Origin of the sequence: Rhizobium sp. BK512 (assembly GCF_014194915.1) — a bacterium.
Lineage (GTDB): Bacteria > Pseudomonadota > Alphaproteobacteria > Rhizobiales > Rhizobiaceae > Rhizobium.
Genome location: NZ_JACIAS010000013.1, coordinates 137,039 through 155,210 on the forward strand (window position 1 = coordinate 137,039; position 18,172 = coordinate 155,210).

At 57.8% G+C, this 18,172-nt stretch carries 16 protein-coding genes and 1 pseudogene; 6 read left to right on the top strand and 11 right to left on the bottom strand.

Annotated features, from left to right (window positions below; all coding sequences use genetic code 11):
* Nucleotides 1-12 precede the first annotated feature (12 nt).
* From FHX06_RS33330 to FHX06_RS33355, 6 genes are read right to left on the bottom strand one after another with little or no spacing between them, the layout of a single operon-like run.
* Complete coding sequence (locus tag FHX06_RS33330; RefSeq protein WP_183882446.1) at nt 13-1,227, bottom strand: DegT/DnrJ/EryC1/StrS family aminotransferase; 1,215 nt, start codon at nt 1,225-1,227, stop codon at nt 13-15.
* Complete coding sequence (locus FHX06_RS33335) at nt 1,224-2,198, bottom strand: NAD-dependent epimerase/dehydratase family protein (protein WP_112545464.1); 975 nt, start codon at nt 2,196-2,198, stop codon at nt 1,224-1,226. Before FHX06_RS33335 ends, FHX06_RS33330 begins: the two co-directional genes overlap by 4 nt.
* Nucleotides 2,195-2,914: an acyltransferase gene (locus FHX06_RS33340; RefSeq protein ID WP_112545465.1), complete on the bottom strand. Its 720-nt coding sequence runs from the start codon at nt 2,912-2,914 to the stop codon at nt 2,195-2,197. Before FHX06_RS33340 ends, FHX06_RS33335 begins: the two co-directional genes overlap by 4 nt.
* On the bottom strand, nt 2,904-4,007 hold the full coding sequence (locus tag FHX06_RS33345; protein ID WP_112545466.1) for a DegT/DnrJ/EryC1/StrS family aminotransferase: 1,104 nt from the start codon (nt 4,005-4,007) through the stop codon (nt 2,904-2,906). Before FHX06_RS33345 ends, FHX06_RS33340 begins: the two co-directional genes overlap by 11 nt.
* Nucleotides 4,004-5,041: a Gfo/Idh/MocA family protein gene (locus FHX06_RS33350; protein ID WP_183882447.1), complete on the bottom strand. Its 1,038-nt coding sequence runs from the start codon at nt 5,039-5,041 to the stop codon at nt 4,004-4,006. The genes FHX06_RS33345 and FHX06_RS33350 overlap by 4 nt, the downstream gene beginning before the upstream one ends.
* Complete coding sequence (locus tag FHX06_RS33355; protein WP_112545509.1) at nt 5,038-5,544, bottom strand: acyltransferase; 507 nt, start codon at nt 5,542-5,544, stop codon at nt 5,038-5,040. Before FHX06_RS33355 ends, FHX06_RS33350 begins: the two co-directional genes overlap by 4 nt.
* A 556-nt stretch (nt 5,545-6,100) precedes the next feature.
* Here FHX06_RS33355 and FHX06_RS33360 point away from each other — a divergent pair.
* The gene (locus tag FHX06_RS33360; protein WP_112545468.1) at nt 6,101-6,889 is read left to right on the top strand and encodes a response regulator transcription factor; all 789 of its coding nucleotides are present in this window, start codon (nt 6,101-6,103) and stop codon (nt 6,887-6,889) included.
* Between the two features lie 295 nt (nt 6,890-7,184).
* Here FHX06_RS33360 and FHX06_RS33365 read toward each other — a convergent pair whose 3' ends face one another.
* From FHX06_RS33365 to FHX06_RS33385, 5 genes are all read right to left on the bottom strand, one after another.
* The gene (locus FHX06_RS33365; RefSeq protein ID WP_183882449.1) at nt 7,185-8,177 is read right to left on the bottom strand and encodes a glycosyltransferase family 2 protein; all 993 of its coding nucleotides are present in this window, start codon (nt 8,175-8,177) and stop codon (nt 7,185-7,187) included.
* Nucleotides 8,178-8,248: 71 nt separating this feature from the next.
* On the bottom strand, nt 8,249-9,250 hold the full coding sequence (locus FHX06_RS33370) for a glycosyltransferase family 8 protein (protein WP_183882451.1): 1,002 nt from the start codon (nt 9,248-9,250) through the stop codon (nt 8,249-8,251).
* 56 nt (nt 9,251-9,306) lie between these two features.
* Entirely contained in the window at nt 9,307-10,359 is a 1,053-nt protein-coding gene (locus FHX06_RS33375; RefSeq protein ID WP_183882453.1) for a UDP-glucuronic acid decarboxylase family protein, read from the bottom strand.
* 45 nt (nt 10,360-10,404) lie between these two features.
* Nucleotides 10,405-11,892, bottom strand: coding sequence for a sugar transferase (locus tag FHX06_RS33380; RefSeq protein ID WP_183882455.1), 1,488 nt, complete (start codon nt 11,890-11,892; stop codon nt 10,405-10,407).
* Nucleotides 11,893-11,906: 14 nt separating this feature from the next.
* Complete coding sequence (locus FHX06_RS33385; protein WP_183882457.1) at nt 11,907-12,764, bottom strand: WecB/TagA/CpsF family glycosyltransferase; 858 nt, start codon at nt 12,762-12,764, stop codon at nt 11,907-11,909.
* 164 nt (nt 12,765-12,928) lie between these two features.
* Here FHX06_RS33385 and FHX06_RS33390 point away from each other — a divergent pair, with 164 nt between their 5' ends.
* The 5 genes and pseudogenes from FHX06_RS33390 to FHX06_RS33410 all read left to right on the top strand — a co-directional run.
* On the top strand, nt 12,929-13,963 hold the full coding sequence (locus FHX06_RS33390) for a phytanoyl-CoA dioxygenase family protein (protein WP_246715752.1): 1,035 nt from the start codon (nt 12,929-12,931) through the stop codon (nt 13,961-13,963).
* Between the two features lie 676 nt (nt 13,964-14,639).
* Nucleotides 14,640-15,590: a glycosyltransferase family 2 protein gene (locus tag FHX06_RS33395; RefSeq protein ID WP_183882459.1), complete on the top strand. Its 951-nt coding sequence runs from the start codon at nt 14,640-14,642 to the stop codon at nt 15,588-15,590.
* A complete protein-coding gene (locus tag FHX06_RS33400; RefSeq protein ID WP_112545475.1) occupies nt 15,587-16,687 on the top strand; it encodes a glycosyltransferase family 4 protein in 1,101 nt (366 codons plus the stop codon). The genes FHX06_RS33395 and FHX06_RS33400 overlap by 4 nt, the downstream gene beginning before the upstream one ends.
* Nucleotides 16,681-17,823 carry a glycosyltransferase family 4 protein gene (locus FHX06_RS33405; protein ID WP_183882461.1) on the top strand — a complete coding sequence of 381 codons (1,143 nt, stop codon included), beginning with the start codon at nt 16,681-16,683 and terminating at the stop codon, nt 17,821-17,823. The genes FHX06_RS33400 and FHX06_RS33405 overlap by 7 nt, the downstream gene beginning before the upstream one ends.
* 74 nt (nt 17,824-17,897) lie before the next feature.
* Nucleotides 17,898-18,172, top strand: a pseudogene (locus FHX06_RS33410) (exopolysaccharide biosynthesis protein); the annotation flags it as partial.

Genomic DNA, 18,172 nt, shown 5'->3' on the forward strand with positions numbered 1-18,172 from the left:
AGCAATAGCCTGTCAGGCCAGAGCGACGTCCAAATCGCGTTGTACATGCGCCTCGGCGGTCACAGCTTCAGCAAGTGCCCCGCGAAGTGCCTCGACAACACGTGCGATGTCGAGTTCCGTCATCTGAGCATAAAGCGGCAGGATGATTGTTTGCTGCTGCGCTGCTGCGCTTCGCATAAGGCTTGTGGCGGCACGATGCGAGCTCCGATCGGAATAGGCACCCTCCAGATGGATGTTCATGACGCCGCGCCGCGTCGAAATCCCCTGATCGAGGAGGGCTTGCATAACCGCCCGTTGATCCACCGTTTCAGGCAATCTCACACAGAAGCTCTGCCAGTTGCTGCGAGCCCAACGCGGCTCGACCGGCGACAATCCGGGAATAGCGGACAGGCGCTCACGATATTGCTCCGCAAGCAGCCTCCGCTGCGCAATCAGGCCCGGCAGCCGCCGCAACTGCTCGCGGCCGACCGCAGCCTGAAGGTCGGTCATACGGTAGTTGTAGCCCATTTCGTCATAGTCTTCGAAGATGACCTGCTTCGAGCCGTGACGAACGGCATCAGTGACACTCATGCCGTGCTGACGCCATAGCCGGAATTTTCGGTCATGCTCGGGATTGGCTGTCGTCAACATGCCGCCATCACCCGTCGTGACGACCTTCCGGGGATGGAAGGAAAAGCAGGCAATGTCGCTATGCGCTTTGCCGATCTTTTCCCATCGCCCGTCCCAGAGGATCTCGCTTCCTGTCGCGCAAGCCGCATCCTCGATAACCGGTATCTGATGACGCTTGCCGATCTCCACGATCGAGCGCAGATCACAAGGCATGCCGAGCTGATGCACGCAGAGAATTGCTTTGGTGCGGGGTGTGATTGCCCCTTCGATCAGGCTGGCATCGATATTGTAGCCATCCGCTTCGATGTCGACGAAAACAGGCACTCCATCACAGTATCGAACGGCATTCGCGGTGGCGATGAACGAATGGCTGACCGTGATGACTTCATCGCCGGCATTGACCCCCACCGCCTTCAAGGCGAGATGCAGCGCAGTCGTGCAGTTGGAAACAGCGCAGGCATGCGCGGCGCCGACAAAGGCGGCAAATTCACTCTCGAAAGCCGCGACTTCCGGCCCCTGCGTCACCCATCCTGACAGTATGACGCGGCGCGCAGCCTCGGCCTCCTCCTCCCCAAGAACGGGCTTGGCGACCGGAATTGTAGATGGCGACGGGCTCATGCAGCTTGACCTCCTGCTCCAGCAGTCTTGAGCTGCCACCAGGCGACAAGGTCGCGAAGCCCTTGCTCCATCGATATTTCAGCTTTGAAGCCCAGAAGCTTCTCGGCCTTGCTGATGTCAGCAAGACGGCGGGTTACACCGTTGACCGCACGTGCCTCTTTATGCTGCGGTTCGAGCGAAACTCCCATGATGCTGCTCAGCATCTGCGCGAGTTCCAGAAGGCTTATTTCCCTGCCGCTAGCGACATTGAATACCTCGTCCGTCACGTCGCTCTTCGCAGCCAACAGGTTTGCCCGGGCGATGTCGCGCGCATCGACGAAGTCCATAGTCTGGCTACCGTCTCCATAGACGAGAGGCGGCATTCCGGCCGCCAGGCGCTCCATCCAGCGGATCAGCACCTCTGTATAGGCACCATAAACGTCCATTCGCGGCCCGTAGACGTTAAAATAACGCAGCGCCACGTAGCGCAGACCATACATCTCCGCGAAGCTGCGAAGCAGCCCCTCGTTGAACGTCTTGGCCGCACCGTAGATCGTCCGGTTGTTATAGGGATGGTGCGCTTCAGTGGTCGGAAAGGTCTCGGCCAAACCAAGCACCGAGGCCGAGGAGGCAGCGACGACCTTCGACACGCCTGCCTTGACGGCGGCCTCTAGGACATTGAACGTGCCCTCCGCCAGAACATCGAAGGCGAGCCGGGGATCTTCCGCGCATTGCGTGATGCGGATGGCCGCCTGATGAAAAACGATGTCGACGCCCTCGAAGGTTTTTGCGAGCAGCGCTCTGTCGCGGATATCTCCCTCGATGATGTTAATGGCCCCGCCGGCTATCGCCGTGCTGAGATTGTCCCGACGTCCGCGCACGAAATTGTCGAGAATGATGATCTCACGCGGTTTTTCCAATGCGACGAGATCGGCAATATGCGACCCGATCAGGCCCGCTCCACCGGTAATGAGCACCCGTTGATTTCTCACGATTTTCCTCCACGCGATATATCCAGCACAGGATCGGCTTCCGTGCGCCAGCGTATGAACTTCGCCGGCACCCCGGCGACGACTGAGAATGGCTCGACATCGGAGACGACGACTGCACCTGCTCCGACGATCGCCCCCTTCCCGATGGTCACGCCGGGAAGAATGGTCGCGTTCGTTCCGATATCGGCCCATGCGCCGATGCGGACCGGTTTGATTTCGAGATCCGTACGGATGATCGGCACATCAACCGGGAGTGCTGTGTGCGCCGAGCCAAGCACCTTGGCACCCGGACCCCAGCCGACACAATCTTCGATCACCAGGTCGCGCGCGTCGAAATAGGCCATCGGGCCGATCCACACATTGTCGCCGATCACGCACGTGCCGTCGAAGCGCCCCTGGATATAGGCCTGGGCGCCGATGAAGACGCCATTGCCGATTTCGAACGTTTCTGGATGTTTGAAACCGGCCCCGCCCGCAACCTGCAACCCTGTGCCGCAGCTGCGCGCAATGGCTTGCCAGATGGCCTTCCGCATCAGGGTATCGACGACACCATCGCCGCTCGCGAAGCGACCATAGAGCTCGATCAGACCGGCGCGCCCGTATGATTGCCTGAGCTCTTCGGCCAACCCGGCGTGATGGGCAGGATCCGCCGGCCTTTCATGCCGGCCATGGACCGCCTGCACGACCCTGGCCTCGCCCGCACGACTAGCTGACATAAGCATACTCCAGCGCGGCGGCCACCTGGTCGACATGCCAAGCGGGCATCTCGGGATAGATCGGGAGCGAGAGGACCTCCCGTGCCGCGGCCTCCGAGACCGGGAAATCGCCGGCCTGGTGGCCGAGATCGGCGTGGGCCTTTTGCAGATGAACAGGGATCGGATAATGCAGCCCGGACTGAATGCCTTCCGCAGTGAGCGTGCGCTGAAGCACATCGCGATCGCTGCTTCGGATGGCATAGACATGGTAGACGTGGCGCCGCTCCGCTGCCTCGATCGGCGTATTCAAATGTTTGGCTCGCGCAAGCAGCGAGGAGTAGCGGCGACCATGTGTGCGGCGTGCTTCGGTCCAGGTTTCGAGATGCCGCAGTTTGATTCGCAGGATGGCGCCCTGGATGGCGTCCATGCGGTAGTTGAAACCCTTCAGCAGATGATGATAGCGCTGCTCCTGACCCCAGTCGCGCAGCATGCGCATCGTCTTGGCCTGATCGTCGCTGTTCGTGACAACGATACCTCCCTCGCCGCAAGCACCGAGGTTCTTGCCCGGATAGAAGCTGAAGCAGCCGGATGTGCCGATGCTGCCGGCTCGCGCGCCCTTGTAGCGAGCACCATGCGCCTGGCAGGCGTCTTCGATGATCGGTATCCGGTAGTGGTCGGCTATCGCCTTGATCGCGTCCATATCGGCCATCTGGCCGTAAAGGTGGACGGGAATAATGGCCTTGGTCCGGGACGTAATCTTTGCCTCGAGCTGGGCCGCATCCATCGTGAGCGTCGTAGGCTCCACATCGACGAAGACTGGACGCGCACCTGCATAGCAGATCGCCGATACCGTCGCGACGAAGGTGAATGGCACGGTGATGACTTCATCACCCGGTCCGACGCCCGCCGCAAGGAGGGACAGATGCAGCGCACTCGTCCCGGTATTGACAGCGATCGCATGCTTGACGTTGCAAAAATCGGCGAACTCCTGCTCGAGACGAACGACTTCCTCTCCCAGTATGTATTGCCCTGACGCCAGTACACCGAGCACGGCGGCGTCGATTTCGCTTTTAATCGACTGGTATTGCGCTTTGAGGTCCAGAAAGGGGATCATGCAATTCGCCTCGCCTCTTCGAGCTCTATGATACGACCGCGCTGGGCGAGCGACCGGCTTGCGGCTTCAAGGATGCGAACCACACGCAGCCCGGCCTGGCCGTCCGAGATCGGTCGCGAGTTTTGCTCGATGCACTCGACGAACTGATCCAGTTCGCGCTTCAATGCTTCGGTCATATCGAGCTTCGGTGCCCACATGTCGCCGCTGCGGTAGCCGACCATCATCTGATGCACCTTCTCGCCATAGGCCTGAGAATTGGGATTCAGCGTGATGCCCTTGTCGTAAACCTTGATCTTTTCACTGGGCTCCAGATCGTCGTAGACGACCATCTGATTGCTGCCACCGATCAGCGTGCGCCGTACCTTGACGGGCGCTAGCCAGTTGACGTGGATATGGGCGATGAGCTTGCTCTCGAAGAACAGCGTCAGATACGCAATGTTCTCCGGCTCTCCGAGCACATGGCTCATGCCGGTCGCAGAAACGGCCACCGGCCTTTCCTGCACCACATGGTCCAGGATGGAGAGATCGTGCACCGCAAGATCCCAGATGACGCTCACATCGTGCTGGAAGAGCCCCAGGTTGACCCGGACGGAGTCATAATAATACATGTCGCCCAGACCGTTCTCGACCAGCTCGCGCATCTTGCGGACGGCGCCAGTGTGAACGAAGGTGTGATCCACGGCCAGCACCAGCCGCCGGCGCGCGGCTTCCTCGACCATCCGGGAGGCTTCCTCCGCTGTCGATGCCATCGGCTTCTCGACGAAGACATGCTTTCCGGCCATCATAGCCTGCATTGCGAGCTTGAAATGGGTGAAGACCGGCGTCGCGATGGCGATTGCGTCCACTCTGGGATCACGCAGGACTTCTTCGAAATTGTCAGTGATCGTCACTGCCGGGTACCGGCTTTTAACTGCCGCCAACCGTTCGACATTGAGATCACAGACTGAAATAAGCTGGGCGCCTGCCGCTTCTGAGATGTTACGAACCAGGTTCGGGCCCCAATACCCATATCCAACAACAGCAATGCCGATCATCGCATTCCTCCCAACGCTTGCATGTTAACTGACCGGTCATGAACGTGACCGGTGATCCTGGCCGGAACGCCCGCGACAATGGCGCCGTCAGGCACATCTTTCGTTACAACCGCCCCGGCACCGACCTGCGCCGCCTCTCCGATGGTTACGCCAGGCAGGATGGTGGCATTGCTGCCGATCGACGCATGACGCTTGACCAGTGTGGGGATGACGACCCAGTCCGTATCGGTCTGCAGACTGCCATCCGCATTAACGGCGCGCGGGTACGTGTCATTGGTGAACATGACCCCATGGCCGATGAAAACACCGTCTTCCAGCGTCACGCCTTCGCAGATGAAGGAATGGCTGGAGATCTTGCAGTCTTTTCCGACAAGGACGTTTTTTTGGATTTCGACGAACGTGCCGATGCGCGTTCTCGCGCCGATCGTGCAGCCATAGAGATTCACGAGATCTCGATGATGGATGATACTGCTATCATCCAGCCTTACGTCTGATGCAATCATACGCATGCACCCCTTACTCTTCACACAAACCCTGATTTCTAGATGAAACCGTCAATCAGGTGATTGCGCTCAAGGTTTCATTTCGAAGAAGCAAATATTTCCTTCTATTCAAAGAGAATTGTTTTCATCATCGGAGTAAAGAAACAAAACGTCTAAGCTTATTCACCTAAAGACGTATCTACCTAGGACGATGTACGCCCAAGTTCATAGTCAACGATCAACATTAGTGATGGAGCAAGCCTGGAGGCGCTCCGGTCATACGCCGGAGGCGCGCATTATTTTCATACGTTTAGCGGTACGGTTCGTAATCAGGGAGCAACGCAATCAACCAATCCGCGAACCGCGGAGTATCGTATAAGTTTATACCAAGAATTACGTCTTCTTTACACCTTACGATGGAACTAATCTGCTCCATTAGCCTATATTAGCTAGTTTAAGATAACAGAAACTGTGGTATTTAGTTCCTACTTTAGTGCTGCCAAACCCTTACATCTGAAGGGCTTGAGTGTTCGGTTTTGTTGGGGCGTAGGGAAACTCGGCTGGGGAGGATGAAGAAGTGAATTCAGCGCTTGTGCCAAATTTAGACCTTAGGCAGGAAAACGTAGCTCTTCCACTTAAGATAGAGAATAATTCAACCGGAATGAGCTTACAGTCGAGACCAAAGCATTCTTTGGTGATCCTCGACAACCGCGAACTTGATCGGCAGTGCCTCGCGCAATGCATGGCTGCCTACAAGACGGACCTGCTTATCCTGGCTTTCGGAAGTGTTGAGGAGTGGAAGCAGAAATGCGACGAATATCCGCCGCTTTCGGCAATTCTCCTGAACATTGGCGGCAAGAAGATCGATGATCCCGCCGTTTCGGGCCAAATCAGGAGCCTTGCTTCGGAGTTCGGAGCGATACCAGTGATCATACTGGCTGATAGCGACGATTTCGGCCAAATCGTAAGGGCGATCGAATACGGGGCCAAGGGTTACATACCCGCCTCGGTCAGCATCAGCGTCTGCATGGAACTGATCGCGCTGTCTGTAGCGGGTGGCGTCTTTGTTCCTGCCAGCACACTGTTCGCCATGCGTCACTTGCTGGAATCCGGAAACGCTACAGCTCGTCCGTTGGCCGGTATTTTCACGGATCGTCAGGCCGAAGTTGTGGAGGCGCTCCGGCGCGGAAAGGCGAACAAAATCATCGCCTACGAGCTCAATCTTCGAGAAAGCACCGTGAAAGTCCATGTTCGCAATATCATGAAAAAAGTCAAAGCAACGAACAGAACGGAAGTTGTGTTCAAGCTCAACGACCTGTTTCAGAATGGTATTTCCGGCGCGAGTGCGAACAAGACGCTCTGCTGACGCTGTGATCTGCGTAAAGCTTTGACATGTGACGGCACATTGTCGTTCAAAATTGTCCCCGGAGGCGTGACCAAATGCGCCTCCGGGGAAATTGTTTGATGCTGTAGCACCTCGGAACTACGGCGCTCCCCCGAATACCTGGAGCCATCGTAGTGCGTTCGCAGTTGTCAAATGTCGGCGAACGGCAGCACATTCCTGCGCGCCATGGCATATCAGCAATGAGGTGATCAGCCAGTGGCTGCCGTCATCGATCGTGCAGAGGTGGACTGGCTCTGAACCGGTCAGATCTGCCCCGTTATCCTGCGACGCGTCGCCCGAGGGAATTCAATGCATACCAGTATTTAGGCCCGATGGTCTGTTTGCAAACCAACTTGATCCAGGGCAATGAATTTCGCACTTCGGGAGAAACCTCCAAAGCAAAGCGCTGAATGGCCACGGCTGTGGCGACATCGAAATTATTGAATGCCATGCCTGCCAGTCGAAGCGCCTCTTTTCCGAGATCTCTGGCGAGAAAGCGCCTTAGTTTCTCATCTTTCCTGAGACTGTCTGCGCCTTGGCGGAACAGAATATCGAAGGCCTGTTTTCTTTGGCGGAGGTCGGGAAGAATACTTTGCCCATAGTATTGCAGCGACATATTCGAAGCATGTCTGCGATATACTGCTTGATCATCGTTAATATAACCGACCTCAGCATGTGATGCGAGCCGCAGCCACATTTCCATATCGCCAGTATGCGGCAGTTCCTTATGATAACCGCCAACCTGCTTTTGCAACGCCGTTCTCACGACGGCCGTCGGCGTTGGAACCAGGTTGTTTGCTCCACTTAACCGCATGAATTGCGGACCGGACATGACCTGCACGGTGGGCATATTGTTGCCGCCGAGAGGATCGACGCGCTTGGTTATGATGCCATCTGGCTCGGCTATCAGCGCGTTCCCGAACGTGAATCCTACATGAGGCTGATTGCTCATAAGCTCCGACGCGCGTGCCAGAGCGCCCGGCAAGAGATAATCATCTGCCGAGAGAAGCAGGAACAAGTCGCCGCCCGCCCAGTCGATGCCTTCGTTATAGGTTGCGATGTGGCGTTTGTTTACTGCATGCCGCCGATAGGTCACCCGTTTGTCCCGGGATGCCAGGGCCATTCCGACTTCCGGAGTATTGTCTGGCGAGCAATCGTCGAGGATGAGCACGCGCACATCGACGCCAGCCTGTGAAAGAACGCTTTCAACACATTCCTGCAGGAAATGAGCGTAGTTGTAACAGGGAATTACGACATCAACACGTTGCAAACTTGTTCCTCCGCAGGCAATTGTTTTGTTCGGGGCATTTCATGGAACCCGAATTCGGCGTCGTCTCACTCTTACATATGCTTCGCTCCTCGATTGACTCTCGCCAGGGTAGAATTTCGAGCTAGCATCGCCGATTTCGTGTAGGTCCACACAGCTCTCAACAAGGCGGATCGGGCAAGCAGCCGGGAGCCTGCACGCTTCAAGCTGCTCTGAACGCGTTCCCGATGCGTGAGCGCGAAACGGGTCCGGGATCGAAACGTATCGTAAAATGCAACGTTCGGACTTAGGCTTCCTGATTTCCAGGGCTTCACGTTGGTCACGAAATGAACGATCGCGAGTTTCTGTTCGAGCGCGATACGGGCGATGACCTGGGTGGGCTCGAACTGAAAATTCCAGGCGCGATCCAGGACTTTCCACTTTCCCGCACAGGCGACGTTGAGGGCGTCCTGATCCGAATATTCCGTGGTCGGAAAACGATCGAGATAATCCAGTGATCGCTCCGATATTCCCTCCGCCCGCCATTTTGCAAGGTCGATAAGGAGGATGCCGGCGTTGAAATAGCGTTCGACCCGAGGCCCGCCTGTGCCACCCGATCCGATGCTCACCACATTATCCAGCCAATAATCCGGCACGGCGCCAATCACGGCCTCACCCAGATCGATATTCCAGAGCTGTTCGAGCGCATCCAGCACAAGGATGTCGCCATCCAGATACAAAGCCCGATTGCAGGTCTCGGGAAGGAACTGCGGCAGAAGTATCCTCGCAAAGGTCATCTTCGAGACGCCCGGTCGCGTCGAAAATCCGCTTGCGAAAGACAGGGTGCCGATGGGATGCCACTGGATGACTGTCGAATTTGCCGGCAGAGAATCGAGTATCCTCCGCTTGGTTTCCTCGCCTATTCCCTCATGAATGACATGGATATCCAGGGGCCATGCGCTTCTGTTATTCTCGGCGACCGATCTGAGAGCGGTCGCCAAGGGAACGGCATAGGCTGCGTCGACTGCAAAGACGATTGGCCCTAACCGCTGTATTGCGCCCACAGGGGCTCCTGTTGGTATGCTATGCACATTCATGTTTCCGGCACCATCCCATCGAAAAACGCGCTTCGCCTTATGATCGACGTTGCTGTTCACGTCCCGATCGATGCGGCTTCCGGAACGGGAATGCCGACGGCCGGGGTGGGCAGATGGGTGTAAGCCGGTTGCGGTGACCGGACGCCAGGCATGCTCCTGGTTCCGCCAGAGAGCTTCCACTCGAAATAGGCGATCGTCTTCTCAAGACCTTCATGCAGGTTCACCGTGGGCTGCCAGCCCAGGTCCTGCTTTGCACGACTGATGTCCGGCTTGCGCTGCGTCGGATCGTCGACTGGCAGGGGCTTGTAAACGATACTTGATTTCGAACCCGTCATCTCGATCACCATTTCCGCCAGTTCCCGCACCGTGAATTCCCCGGGATTGCCGAGGTTGATAGGTCCGGTAACGCCATTCGGAGCGCCCATCAGACGAATGAAGCCTTCGATCAAATCGTCCACGTAGCAGAATGAGCGCGTTTGTGTGCCGTTGCCAAAGATGGTAATCGGCTCGTTTTGAAGCGCCTGGACGATGAAGTTGGAGACGACGCGGCCGTCATTGGTCTGCATGCGCGGCCCGTAGGTATTGAAGATTCGCGCCACCCGGATTTCCACGCCGTATTGACGATGGTAATCGAAGAACAATGTTTCGGCACACCGCTTGCCCTCGTCATAGCATGCCCGCGGCCCTATGGGATTGACGCTGCCTCGATACTCCTCGGGCTGAGGGTGAACTGCCGGATCGCCGTAGACTTCGCTTGTGGAAGCCTGGAAGATCTTCGCCTTGGTGCGTTTGGCGAGGCCGAGCATATTGATGGCCCCGTGCACATTGGTTTTGACTGTCTGAACGGGATCGACCTGATAGTGGACCGGAGATGCCGGACAAGCGAGGTTGTAGATCTCGTCGACCTCTACATACAGCGGGAAGGTAATATCGTGGCGAAGGATCTCGAACCGCGGGTCGTCGAGAAGGTGCAGCACGTTATCGCGTGATCCGGTGTAGTAGTTGTCCACGGCGAGAACATCATTGCCCTCCCGCAACAGTCTTTCGCACAGGAATGATCCCAGAAAGCCGGTGCCGCCGGTTACCATAATTCGCTTTTGTCCGTGCATTGGTGTGCTCCGTTGTTGATGGTTGCCCCGCAGAAGCGAGGATCGTCAGTAGGCTCCCCTGCGCTTGAAGACCGCAGGAATTGTGCTGAGAAGAATTTGGCAATCGAACCACAGGGACCGGTTGTCGATGTAGAACTCGTCGAGTTGCTGCTGCAGCTCGATATCCGCATTGCTTCGTTCGGATATCTGCCAGAGGCCCGTGAGCCCCGGCGTTACGGAACGGCGCTTGTCTCTAAATTCACCGTCCATGGCCAGGAGATGATATTCCGGGAAAGGACGCGGTCCGACGATGGCCATCTCACCTGCAATGATGTTCGCCAACTGCGGGAGCTCGTCGAAGCTCGAAGAGCGCAGGAGATGTCCGACAACCGGCAGGACGCGTGGATCATCCTTGAGCTTGAAATGGCTCAACCACTCTGCCCGCATGGCAGGGTTCTCACGGAACAATGCTTCGAGACGCTGCTCTGCATCCTGATACATCGTCCTCAGTTTCAGAACGTGCACAGGCTTACCGGACAACCCTTCCCTGGTATGCCGGAAGAAGACCGGCCCGGGATCGATGGCGTAGATTGCGGCCGCCGCAATCGCGATGAAAGGCGAAACCACGATCGTTGCCGGGACGGCGATGGCGAGGTCGAGAATCCGCCGAACGAGGTCCGAGTTGACCGAACTCCCAGCTGCCGTGAGGCGAATGCCGATCTCTCCGCCGACATCCGCAGGTCGCAAGCCGCTGACCTTGAGGCTCGGCGTATCGGACAGGAGGATGACTTCGGCGAACTTCCGGCGCATGGCGGTCAGGTCGAGCGCAAGCGAGCCAGTGTCCCCTGCAATCAGCGCAATGGACGGACCACCATCAGGCGATGTTTCCGACGCCTCGGAGGACAGGTACTCCGGCTTGATGCCATACTGCCAATGGTCCTGGAAATGCGCCATGAGCGCTGGGATGAGGTTGCGCCCCCCTATGATCACCGCGCGCTCCCCCCAAATTCCGAGTCTCCAGCACAGGCTTCGTGCGAACCAATGCATGAATGGCTGGACAATCAGCGCGAGGGCGAGAAAGCCAATGATGGCCAGCAGCAGCCCGCCCCCATCAGGCAGGATGATTGCTCCGAATGCCGTAAGGGCAGCCACCTTGAGGGCCGCTATCGTGCGCCGCCGCAGATGTTCGTGGTCGTGCAGCCGATATCCGGGATAGAGGCCGGCCGACGCATAGAGAACGATCGACGCCAGCGCTGCGAGGCAGAAGGCACGCTCCATCACCGTGCCCGCCGAGCCACCAGGAAGAAAGGACAGGAGAGCCAGGTAAGCGACCAGATAGCTTGCAATGTCGCCCGCAACGAGGAATGACAAGGTTGCAAGCCGAGGAAGCCGGCGTGCAATGGGCGAATTCAGCCATGACTGTCCCGAAGGATCGGCGGTCCTGGCTGCTACCGGCGGCACGGAACCCGTCGGAATTGCCCGCGACGCCATGTCGTTTGTGGCAGATGCCTTCGAAGGGCCTGATGTCATTGCTGACGGCGCAAATGAGGACATGATGTTTTACTCCTCTACGGCCTTTGTCCCGACGCACCCGATCCAGAAACCGCGTCTTCGATCGGGAACTTCCGAAGGCCCAGTCTCTGGAAGGCAGTCAGTGAGATGAAGGTCGGCACGACGAGCGCGTAACGCCGCCACAGCCGTCGCGGCTCGCATAGGAGGCGAAACGCCCATTCGAAGCCGCTTCTTTGAATGACCCTTGGAGCCTGCCGCTTGAGGCCGGCGTGGAAGTCGAAGGCAGCGCCGACACCGATCAGCATCGGCGCCTCCAGACGGTCGCGCATGCGGGCCATCCAGAGCTCCTGCTTGGGGCTGCTCAGCCCGACCCAGATGATATCGGCGTCCGATCGATTGAGCCGGTCGGCAATATCCGCCTCCTCTTGCATCGACAGCTGGCGGAAAGGCGGTGCGTAGGAGCCAACGATCCGTGCTTGCGGAAATTTTGCGAGAAGTCGCGCCTGCAGCTGCTCAAGCGTTTCGGCTGTTGCACCGTAAAGGAAGTGGCGCAAACCTTTGGAGCTGCCGGCATCGAAAACGGACAGCATGAGATCCGGTCCGTAGACCCTGTCACTTTCAAGATGACCAGCATGTTTCAGTGCCCATACCAACGGCATGCCGTCAGGGGTTACGAGGAATGCCCGGTTATGGATCGACCGAAGCTCGGGATCCTTTTGACAACGCACGACACCGTGTGCATCGCGAACGCATACATATTCTTTCCTGCCGTCTTCAATTGCCTTTTGGATAAGTCCGGTCGCGCTCTTGAGATTGACCGCGGAAACTCGAACACCAAGGACATTCGTCCACTTCAGGGAACTCTTTACATCACGAACCGAAGGTTGGTTTCTGTCTGCCGGTGAATTTCTCATGACCTACGCTTTTGCCAACTGAAACTGTAGTCAGAATATGCTGGCAAGCTCGCGGTCTCCATACTTTCAGATCCAGCTATTGGACGTAGAAAGACTTCACATTTCTGGTTCCGCATAGAAATAAATTACAATATTCGAAGTACGGCAGTATCCCTGGGGTACGCTTGATTGCTCTTTTTGATAAGCGTTACCCCGAAAAGAGCGGTTTGACCTTCGCGGGACCGCGGAAGACAGTCGCTTTAGCGCGGCCAAAGCTGGGGAGGTTTGAGCGCGACAAAGTCGGGAGAGCGACAATGATGAATTCAATAGGGGTGAATTCAATAAACGAATTACCGATGCCCGCCGGAGGGCCTACAAAGGTCCCCAACACGACCAGCCAGCTGCAGAACGATTTGGCGTCCGATGGCTATATCGTCATCAGAAATGTCCTGACGCCTGAGCAGGTGGGAAGATTACGGCAGGTTGCCAAACAGTATCTAAGATCCGGCGGCAAATATCTGTATGGCGGCAAATTCCAACTTCACGCCATGTATGTCGTCGATGAAATCGCCAGGTTTATGACTTCCGATGCAATCCTCAATCGCCTCAAGGAAATTACGCGACCCCTCGATGTCGTTCTTACAGGCGAATGCGATCTCATGATCAACACTACATCGTCGTGGCACAACGACGTCCCTCACCATCCTCGCTGCGTTGACGGAAGTATTTTCTCGGACGAGAGCTTCAGGGTCTACAAGATCGCATTCTATCTGCAGGACCAGGACGAGAACTCGAACGCCACGCTGAAGGTACGGCCAAGATCCCACCTCAAGGGTTTGGTCCAGAGCCTGCCAGCAAAGGGGCTCGGCGTGCGAGCGGGCGATGCGATCATCTTCGACGTGCGCATCGAACATGCTGGACAGATGCCGACATTGATCGACAAGAGCCTGCGCAGGTTCTTCGAGCGGATCAGTCCACTGCTCCGCCTGGATGTTCAGAAGGCATTCACCGTGACGCGAGCATTCATTCGACGGCTCGGCAGAACGCCTGATCGTGTCGCGGTTTTCATGACGTTCGGTCCGTCGGATGCGGAAACCTACTCCTATGCCGAGGAAGGCCGCCATCGCCATCCCGGTGTTCGCGGAACGCTCAGTGTGGACGTACAGGCACGGCTCGCCGCCAACAACATTGTTCCCCCGATTATCGGGGCGCCTGTCTAACCGCACGGGCCGCCAGGCACTGACCTCAATTTCCGCAGACCTATGACTGCGCACCATCAAAACGGTGCGCAGGATCACACCCGTCGCGTGGTGAACCGCTGTCGGTGGCGAACGGCGCGGTGTTCTCGATTAGCGTCACCGCAATCTTGATACCGTTGCCGCCGACGGCAACATGGGCCGGCGAAATCGAAACAGCCTCGCCATAGCCCGACCACATCCGCGACGAACTAACCCCGATGGTGGCGGCATCTACACCTAAAGCATGCACCCACTACCCAGGGACCCCGGCACGCCTACGTCTTCGGCGGCCCCCTCCCTCAAAGGTTGACGGCCAAGGGATAGGGGATTGCCAATAAGAGCAGATGTTACGCGTGTCCAATCACCGGTAGCTTGGAAAGGAATGCATAGCGCAAAGGCCATGGCTGGGCGGTAGCATCTGGTGACATAAGGCAATGATTCCGGCGCAGGCTGATTGTTCGTAGTTGACGCTTAGAGGGTTGGGATTCCTATGGTTTCGCGTTCTGGTCCTGGTTCTGCATATTATGAGATGGAAGCGTTACTCGCCCCGACATCGTTGGCGGTGACCCCTTTGGCTCCACGGGAAATCTTATCGGACTCGATCGTAGTCACGTTGCTGCATCGCGGTGCAGTACCGCAAGCGGCTTGAGAGGGTGTCATGGAGCGGCCGGGCATCAGCGTTCTTATCAACAATTACAATTACGGCCGCTTCGTCGGACAGGCGATCGACAGCGTCCTGAGCCAGGAGATTGCCGACGTCGAGATAATCGTCGTCGACGATGGATCCAGTGACGAGTCGCGTTCCGTTCTGGAAGACTATGACAGCCGGGTGAAGGTGATCTTTCAGGAGAATTCGGGACAGGCTGCAGCGATCAACACTGCCGTGAAACTCAGCAGCGGCGGCATTCTCTGTTTTCTGGACGCTGATGACTGGTGGGCGCCGGGCAAGCTGGCCGCGACGGTAGCGGCTTTTCGCTCGCATCCCGAGGTATCGCTTGTCTATCACCGGCTTCAGCCGACTTCGATTGATGGCTCACCAACCCTCAAACCGATCCCACGAACCCTGTGTTCGGGAGACTTGTCGCCACAACTGACCAAATCGGCCGGCTGGTGGCCCTTCCCGATGACATCGGCCATCTCCGTACGACGCAGCACATGGGATGCCGCAGGGGCTATTCCCGAACAGTTCAGCATATCCGCCGATGCATGGCTTACGGGTATCTATCCATTTCTCGGCGACGTGGCTGCCTTGCCGGATTCACTTGGGTTCTACAGAATTCACAACAACAACTGGTACCGGCCGATCGATGATGCCTCCATGCTGAAGCGGCGAATGGCGCATTGGCAACGGAGTGTCGAAGCGACAAACCGATTTCTCTCATTCCATGATCTGCCGGCGAGGCTCAGTCTGGCGGATCACTATCCCTATCAGATGGCGGCTGCGGTTCTGGATGGCGTCAATGCGCGCACCCGGCTCAGGCTTGCTGTCGAAGGGTTATTTTTCGCTGGAGAACCGAACCTGTTGCGGCGGACGCGCGACGCGTTGCGTGGCGCCTATCATCTTCCTCGTTCCGGCCGGGACTTGAGCTTATCGGAGGCAGCGGAATGAAGGCGCTGCTGCTGGTTTCCGAGTTGGAAGACTACACCATATCATTCGCGAGCGGCGTCGCACGGCACATGCCGGTCGTCCTTGGCGTCCCGCGCCGGCGCTACGCGCATCTTGCTTCGTGGTTTGATCCGGCCGTCGATCTTCACCTTCTGGACTGGCCACGGCATCGCTCGCTTGCCAATCCGTGGTTCCTGCATCACCTCACGCGTCTCATCCGGCAGGAGAAACCAAACCTCATTCATCTCCTGAGTAATTCCACGCTGTGGCTGAACTTTGCCGCGCCGTTCTGGCGCCCGATCCCGCTCGTGACCACCGTCCATGATGTGGAGGTGCATCCCGGCGATTCCGATACCCGCACACTGCCCGGCTGGGCTCCCGAATTGATGGTAAAGCAGTCGGGGCATGTCGTCGTGCACGGCGAAGGGCTGAAGCGGATGGTCCTCGATCGCTATTCGAAAGCCCCGGACCACGTGCATGTCCTGTCGCATCCTGCCATCCATCGCTATGCCGACCTCGCTCGGCGGCAGAAGATGACCAGGAGTCCCGCCGACGGAACTATCCGCGTCCTGCTCTTTGGACGGATTTTCGCTTACAAGGGCCTGGAGCATCTGATCCGCGCCGAGGCCATGCTCAAAAATGCGCTCCCCAATCTGCATGTTACGGTCGCAGGCCGGGGCGACGACCCATGGATCTTCCGGTCGCTCATGGGAGAGGCCGGCCGCTACGATATTCGCAATCGTTTTATCGAGGACGCAGAAGTCGCCCAGCTTTTCCTCGATACCGATATTGTCGTCCTCCCCTATACCGAAGCGTCCCAAAGCGGCGTGCTCAACCTTGCTGCAGCGTTCGGCAAGCCCGTGATCGTGACCGACGTGGGCGAATTGCGAACGACCGTTCAGCCCAACGGACTGGGAATGGTGGTTCCACCAGGGGACGCGGCAGAGCTCGCAAAAGCCATCCGGACATTGGCTGACAATAGCGAGCTTAGAAACAATCTCGGCGCCAACGCGCTCGCATGGGCAACAGGACCGAATTCGCCGGAACAGGTCGGCGCCCACGCCGCAGCCCTTTATCGCGAGGTGGTCGGATCATGCTGATGAAGGTACTCGCGGATGATCCCCAGATGGCGATGCGGAAGAGGGCAAGCGTCCGCCACTATGTTCCAGGTGGCTGCGAGAACGGTGGCGGCATCGGCAGGCTGGTCGGTTATATAACCAGCACCGCTAAAGAAGGCGGGAGCGAACACGCCGTCACTGACACCAGGGGCCTCCGATGGTCCGCCGCGACGTCGTCTCTGCGCCTGCTAGGCGCCATCCTGACAATGGCGAAGGATCGAATCCTCGATCCGACACGCATTCACCATATCCATGTCGCAGGCCGCGGCAGCACCTCGAGAAAGCTGATCCTGACCGAGGCTGCCCATTTGCTGGGGTGCTTTCACATATTGCACCTGCACGACTACGACTATGCCACCGACTTTGCCGCACGCTCGCCGCGTCAGCAATCGCTCATACGCCGCATGTTTCAACGTGCTGATTGTGTCGTGGCGCTGGGCCAGCGGGATCGCGTGACGCTCGCCACACTTCTGGGCGTGGACGAACATCGCCTTGTGACCGCTCACAATTGTGTCCCCGATCCCGGGGCACATAATGTTCGTGCGGGCGAGCCGCCGTTGATCGTGTTCCTCGGTCGGCTGAGCGAACGCAAAGGCGTTCCGGAACTTCTGCTCGCCCTCAGCCATCCCGTCATGAAAGAGCTTCGGTGGCGGGCCGTACTGGCAGGCGACGGGCCTGTCGAGGATTATCGCCGTCAGGCTGCAGACATGGGCCTTTCGGGCCTGGTGGACATGCCGGGATGGCTTGGCGCCGACGAGACACGAGCACTCTGCGCACGCGCTGATATCCTGGTCCTGCCCTCACATGCCGAAGGCCTCGCAATGGCCGTGCTCGAAGGGCTTTCCCACGGACTTGCTGTTGTCACAACCCGTGTCGGAGCGCATGAGGAGGTCATTTCCGACGGCGAAACCGGTGTCTTCGTCCCTGTCGGAGACAAGGACGCCTTGGCCGCAGCGCTGGCCAAACTGATTACCGATCCAGACATCCGCAGCCGCCTCGCAGCTGGCGCGCGCGCTCATTATCTCAACCATTTCAGTATGAAGGCGTATATGCGGTCGATGGAAAACCTCTACGAAACCATCTCCGCGCAACCTCAAGCAAAGGTTAGCGCACAATGACAATTTCAACTTTTCCGCCAGACCGCAACGTTCCGCTCCCGGCCGTCCATTATGAGCCCCGGTTTCAGGCGGAAATGAAATCGGAAGAGTTCGACCTGACCTCCGGATTACGCTTGATCCGTCGGCGGCTTGTTATGATCGTTGCGGTGATGATGGTGCTGATGGCGGCGTCGATCGTGCTGATCTCGGGCTTGAATCCGAGCTATCACGCCGCGTCCCGGCTGATGATCCACAAGCCTCTTGCAACTGCGCTCAGCACCGGCGATGCCGGCAACAATGCGCCGGTGAACGTCACATCCGAGACCGAGCGGCTGCTGTCCAGAAGCGTGACGGAGCGCATCATCCGCGA

Excerpts from the sequence above, each read along its gene's own strand:
- FHX06_RS33340 (WP_112545465.1), bottom strand. The coding sequence starts at position 2,914 with ATGTCAGCTAGTCGTGCGGGCGAGGCCAGGGTCGTGCAGGCGGTCCAT.
- FHX06_RS33370 (WP_183882451.1), bottom strand. The coding sequence starts at position 9,250 with ATGAATGTGCATAGCATACCAACAGGAGCCCCTGTGGGCGCAATACAG.
- FHX06_RS33350 (WP_183882447.1), bottom strand. The coding sequence starts at position 5,041 with ATGATCGGCATTGCTGTTGTTGGATATGGGTATTGGGGCCCGAACCTG.
- FHX06_RS33380 (WP_183882455.1), bottom strand. The coding sequence starts at position 11,892 with ATGTCCTCATTTGCGCCGTCAGCAATGACATCAGGCCCTTCGAAGGCA.
- FHX06_RS33375 (WP_183882453.1), bottom strand. The coding sequence starts at position 10,359 with ATGCACGGACAAAAGCGAATTATGGTAACCGGCGGCACCGGCTTTCTG.
- FHX06_RS33400 (WP_112545475.1), top strand. The coding sequence starts at position 15,587 with ATGAAGGCGCTGCTGCTGGTTTCCGAGTTGGAAGACTACACCATATCA.
- FHX06_RS33405 (WP_183882461.1), top strand. The coding sequence starts at position 16,681 with ATGCTGATGAAGGTACTCGCGGATGATCCCCAGATGGCGATGCGGAAG.
- FHX06_RS33330 (WP_183882446.1), bottom strand. The coding sequence starts at position 1,227 with ATGAGCCCGTCGCCATCTACAATTCCGGTCGCCAAGCCCGTTCTTGGG.
- FHX06_RS33395 (WP_183882459.1), top strand. The coding sequence starts at position 14,640 with ATGGAGCGGCCGGGCATCAGCGTTCTTATCAACAATTACAATTACGGC.
- FHX06_RS33385 (WP_183882457.1), bottom strand. The coding sequence starts at position 12,764 with ATGAGAAATTCACCGGCAGACAGAAACCAACCTTCGGTTCGTGATGTA.
- FHX06_RS33345 (WP_112545466.1), bottom strand. The coding sequence starts at position 4,007 with ATGATCCCCTTTCTGGACCTCAAAGCGCAATACCAGTCGATTAAAAGC.
- FHX06_RS33355 (WP_112545509.1), bottom strand. The coding sequence starts at position 5,544 with ATGATTGCATCAGACGTAAGGCTGGATGATAGCAGTATCATCCATCAT.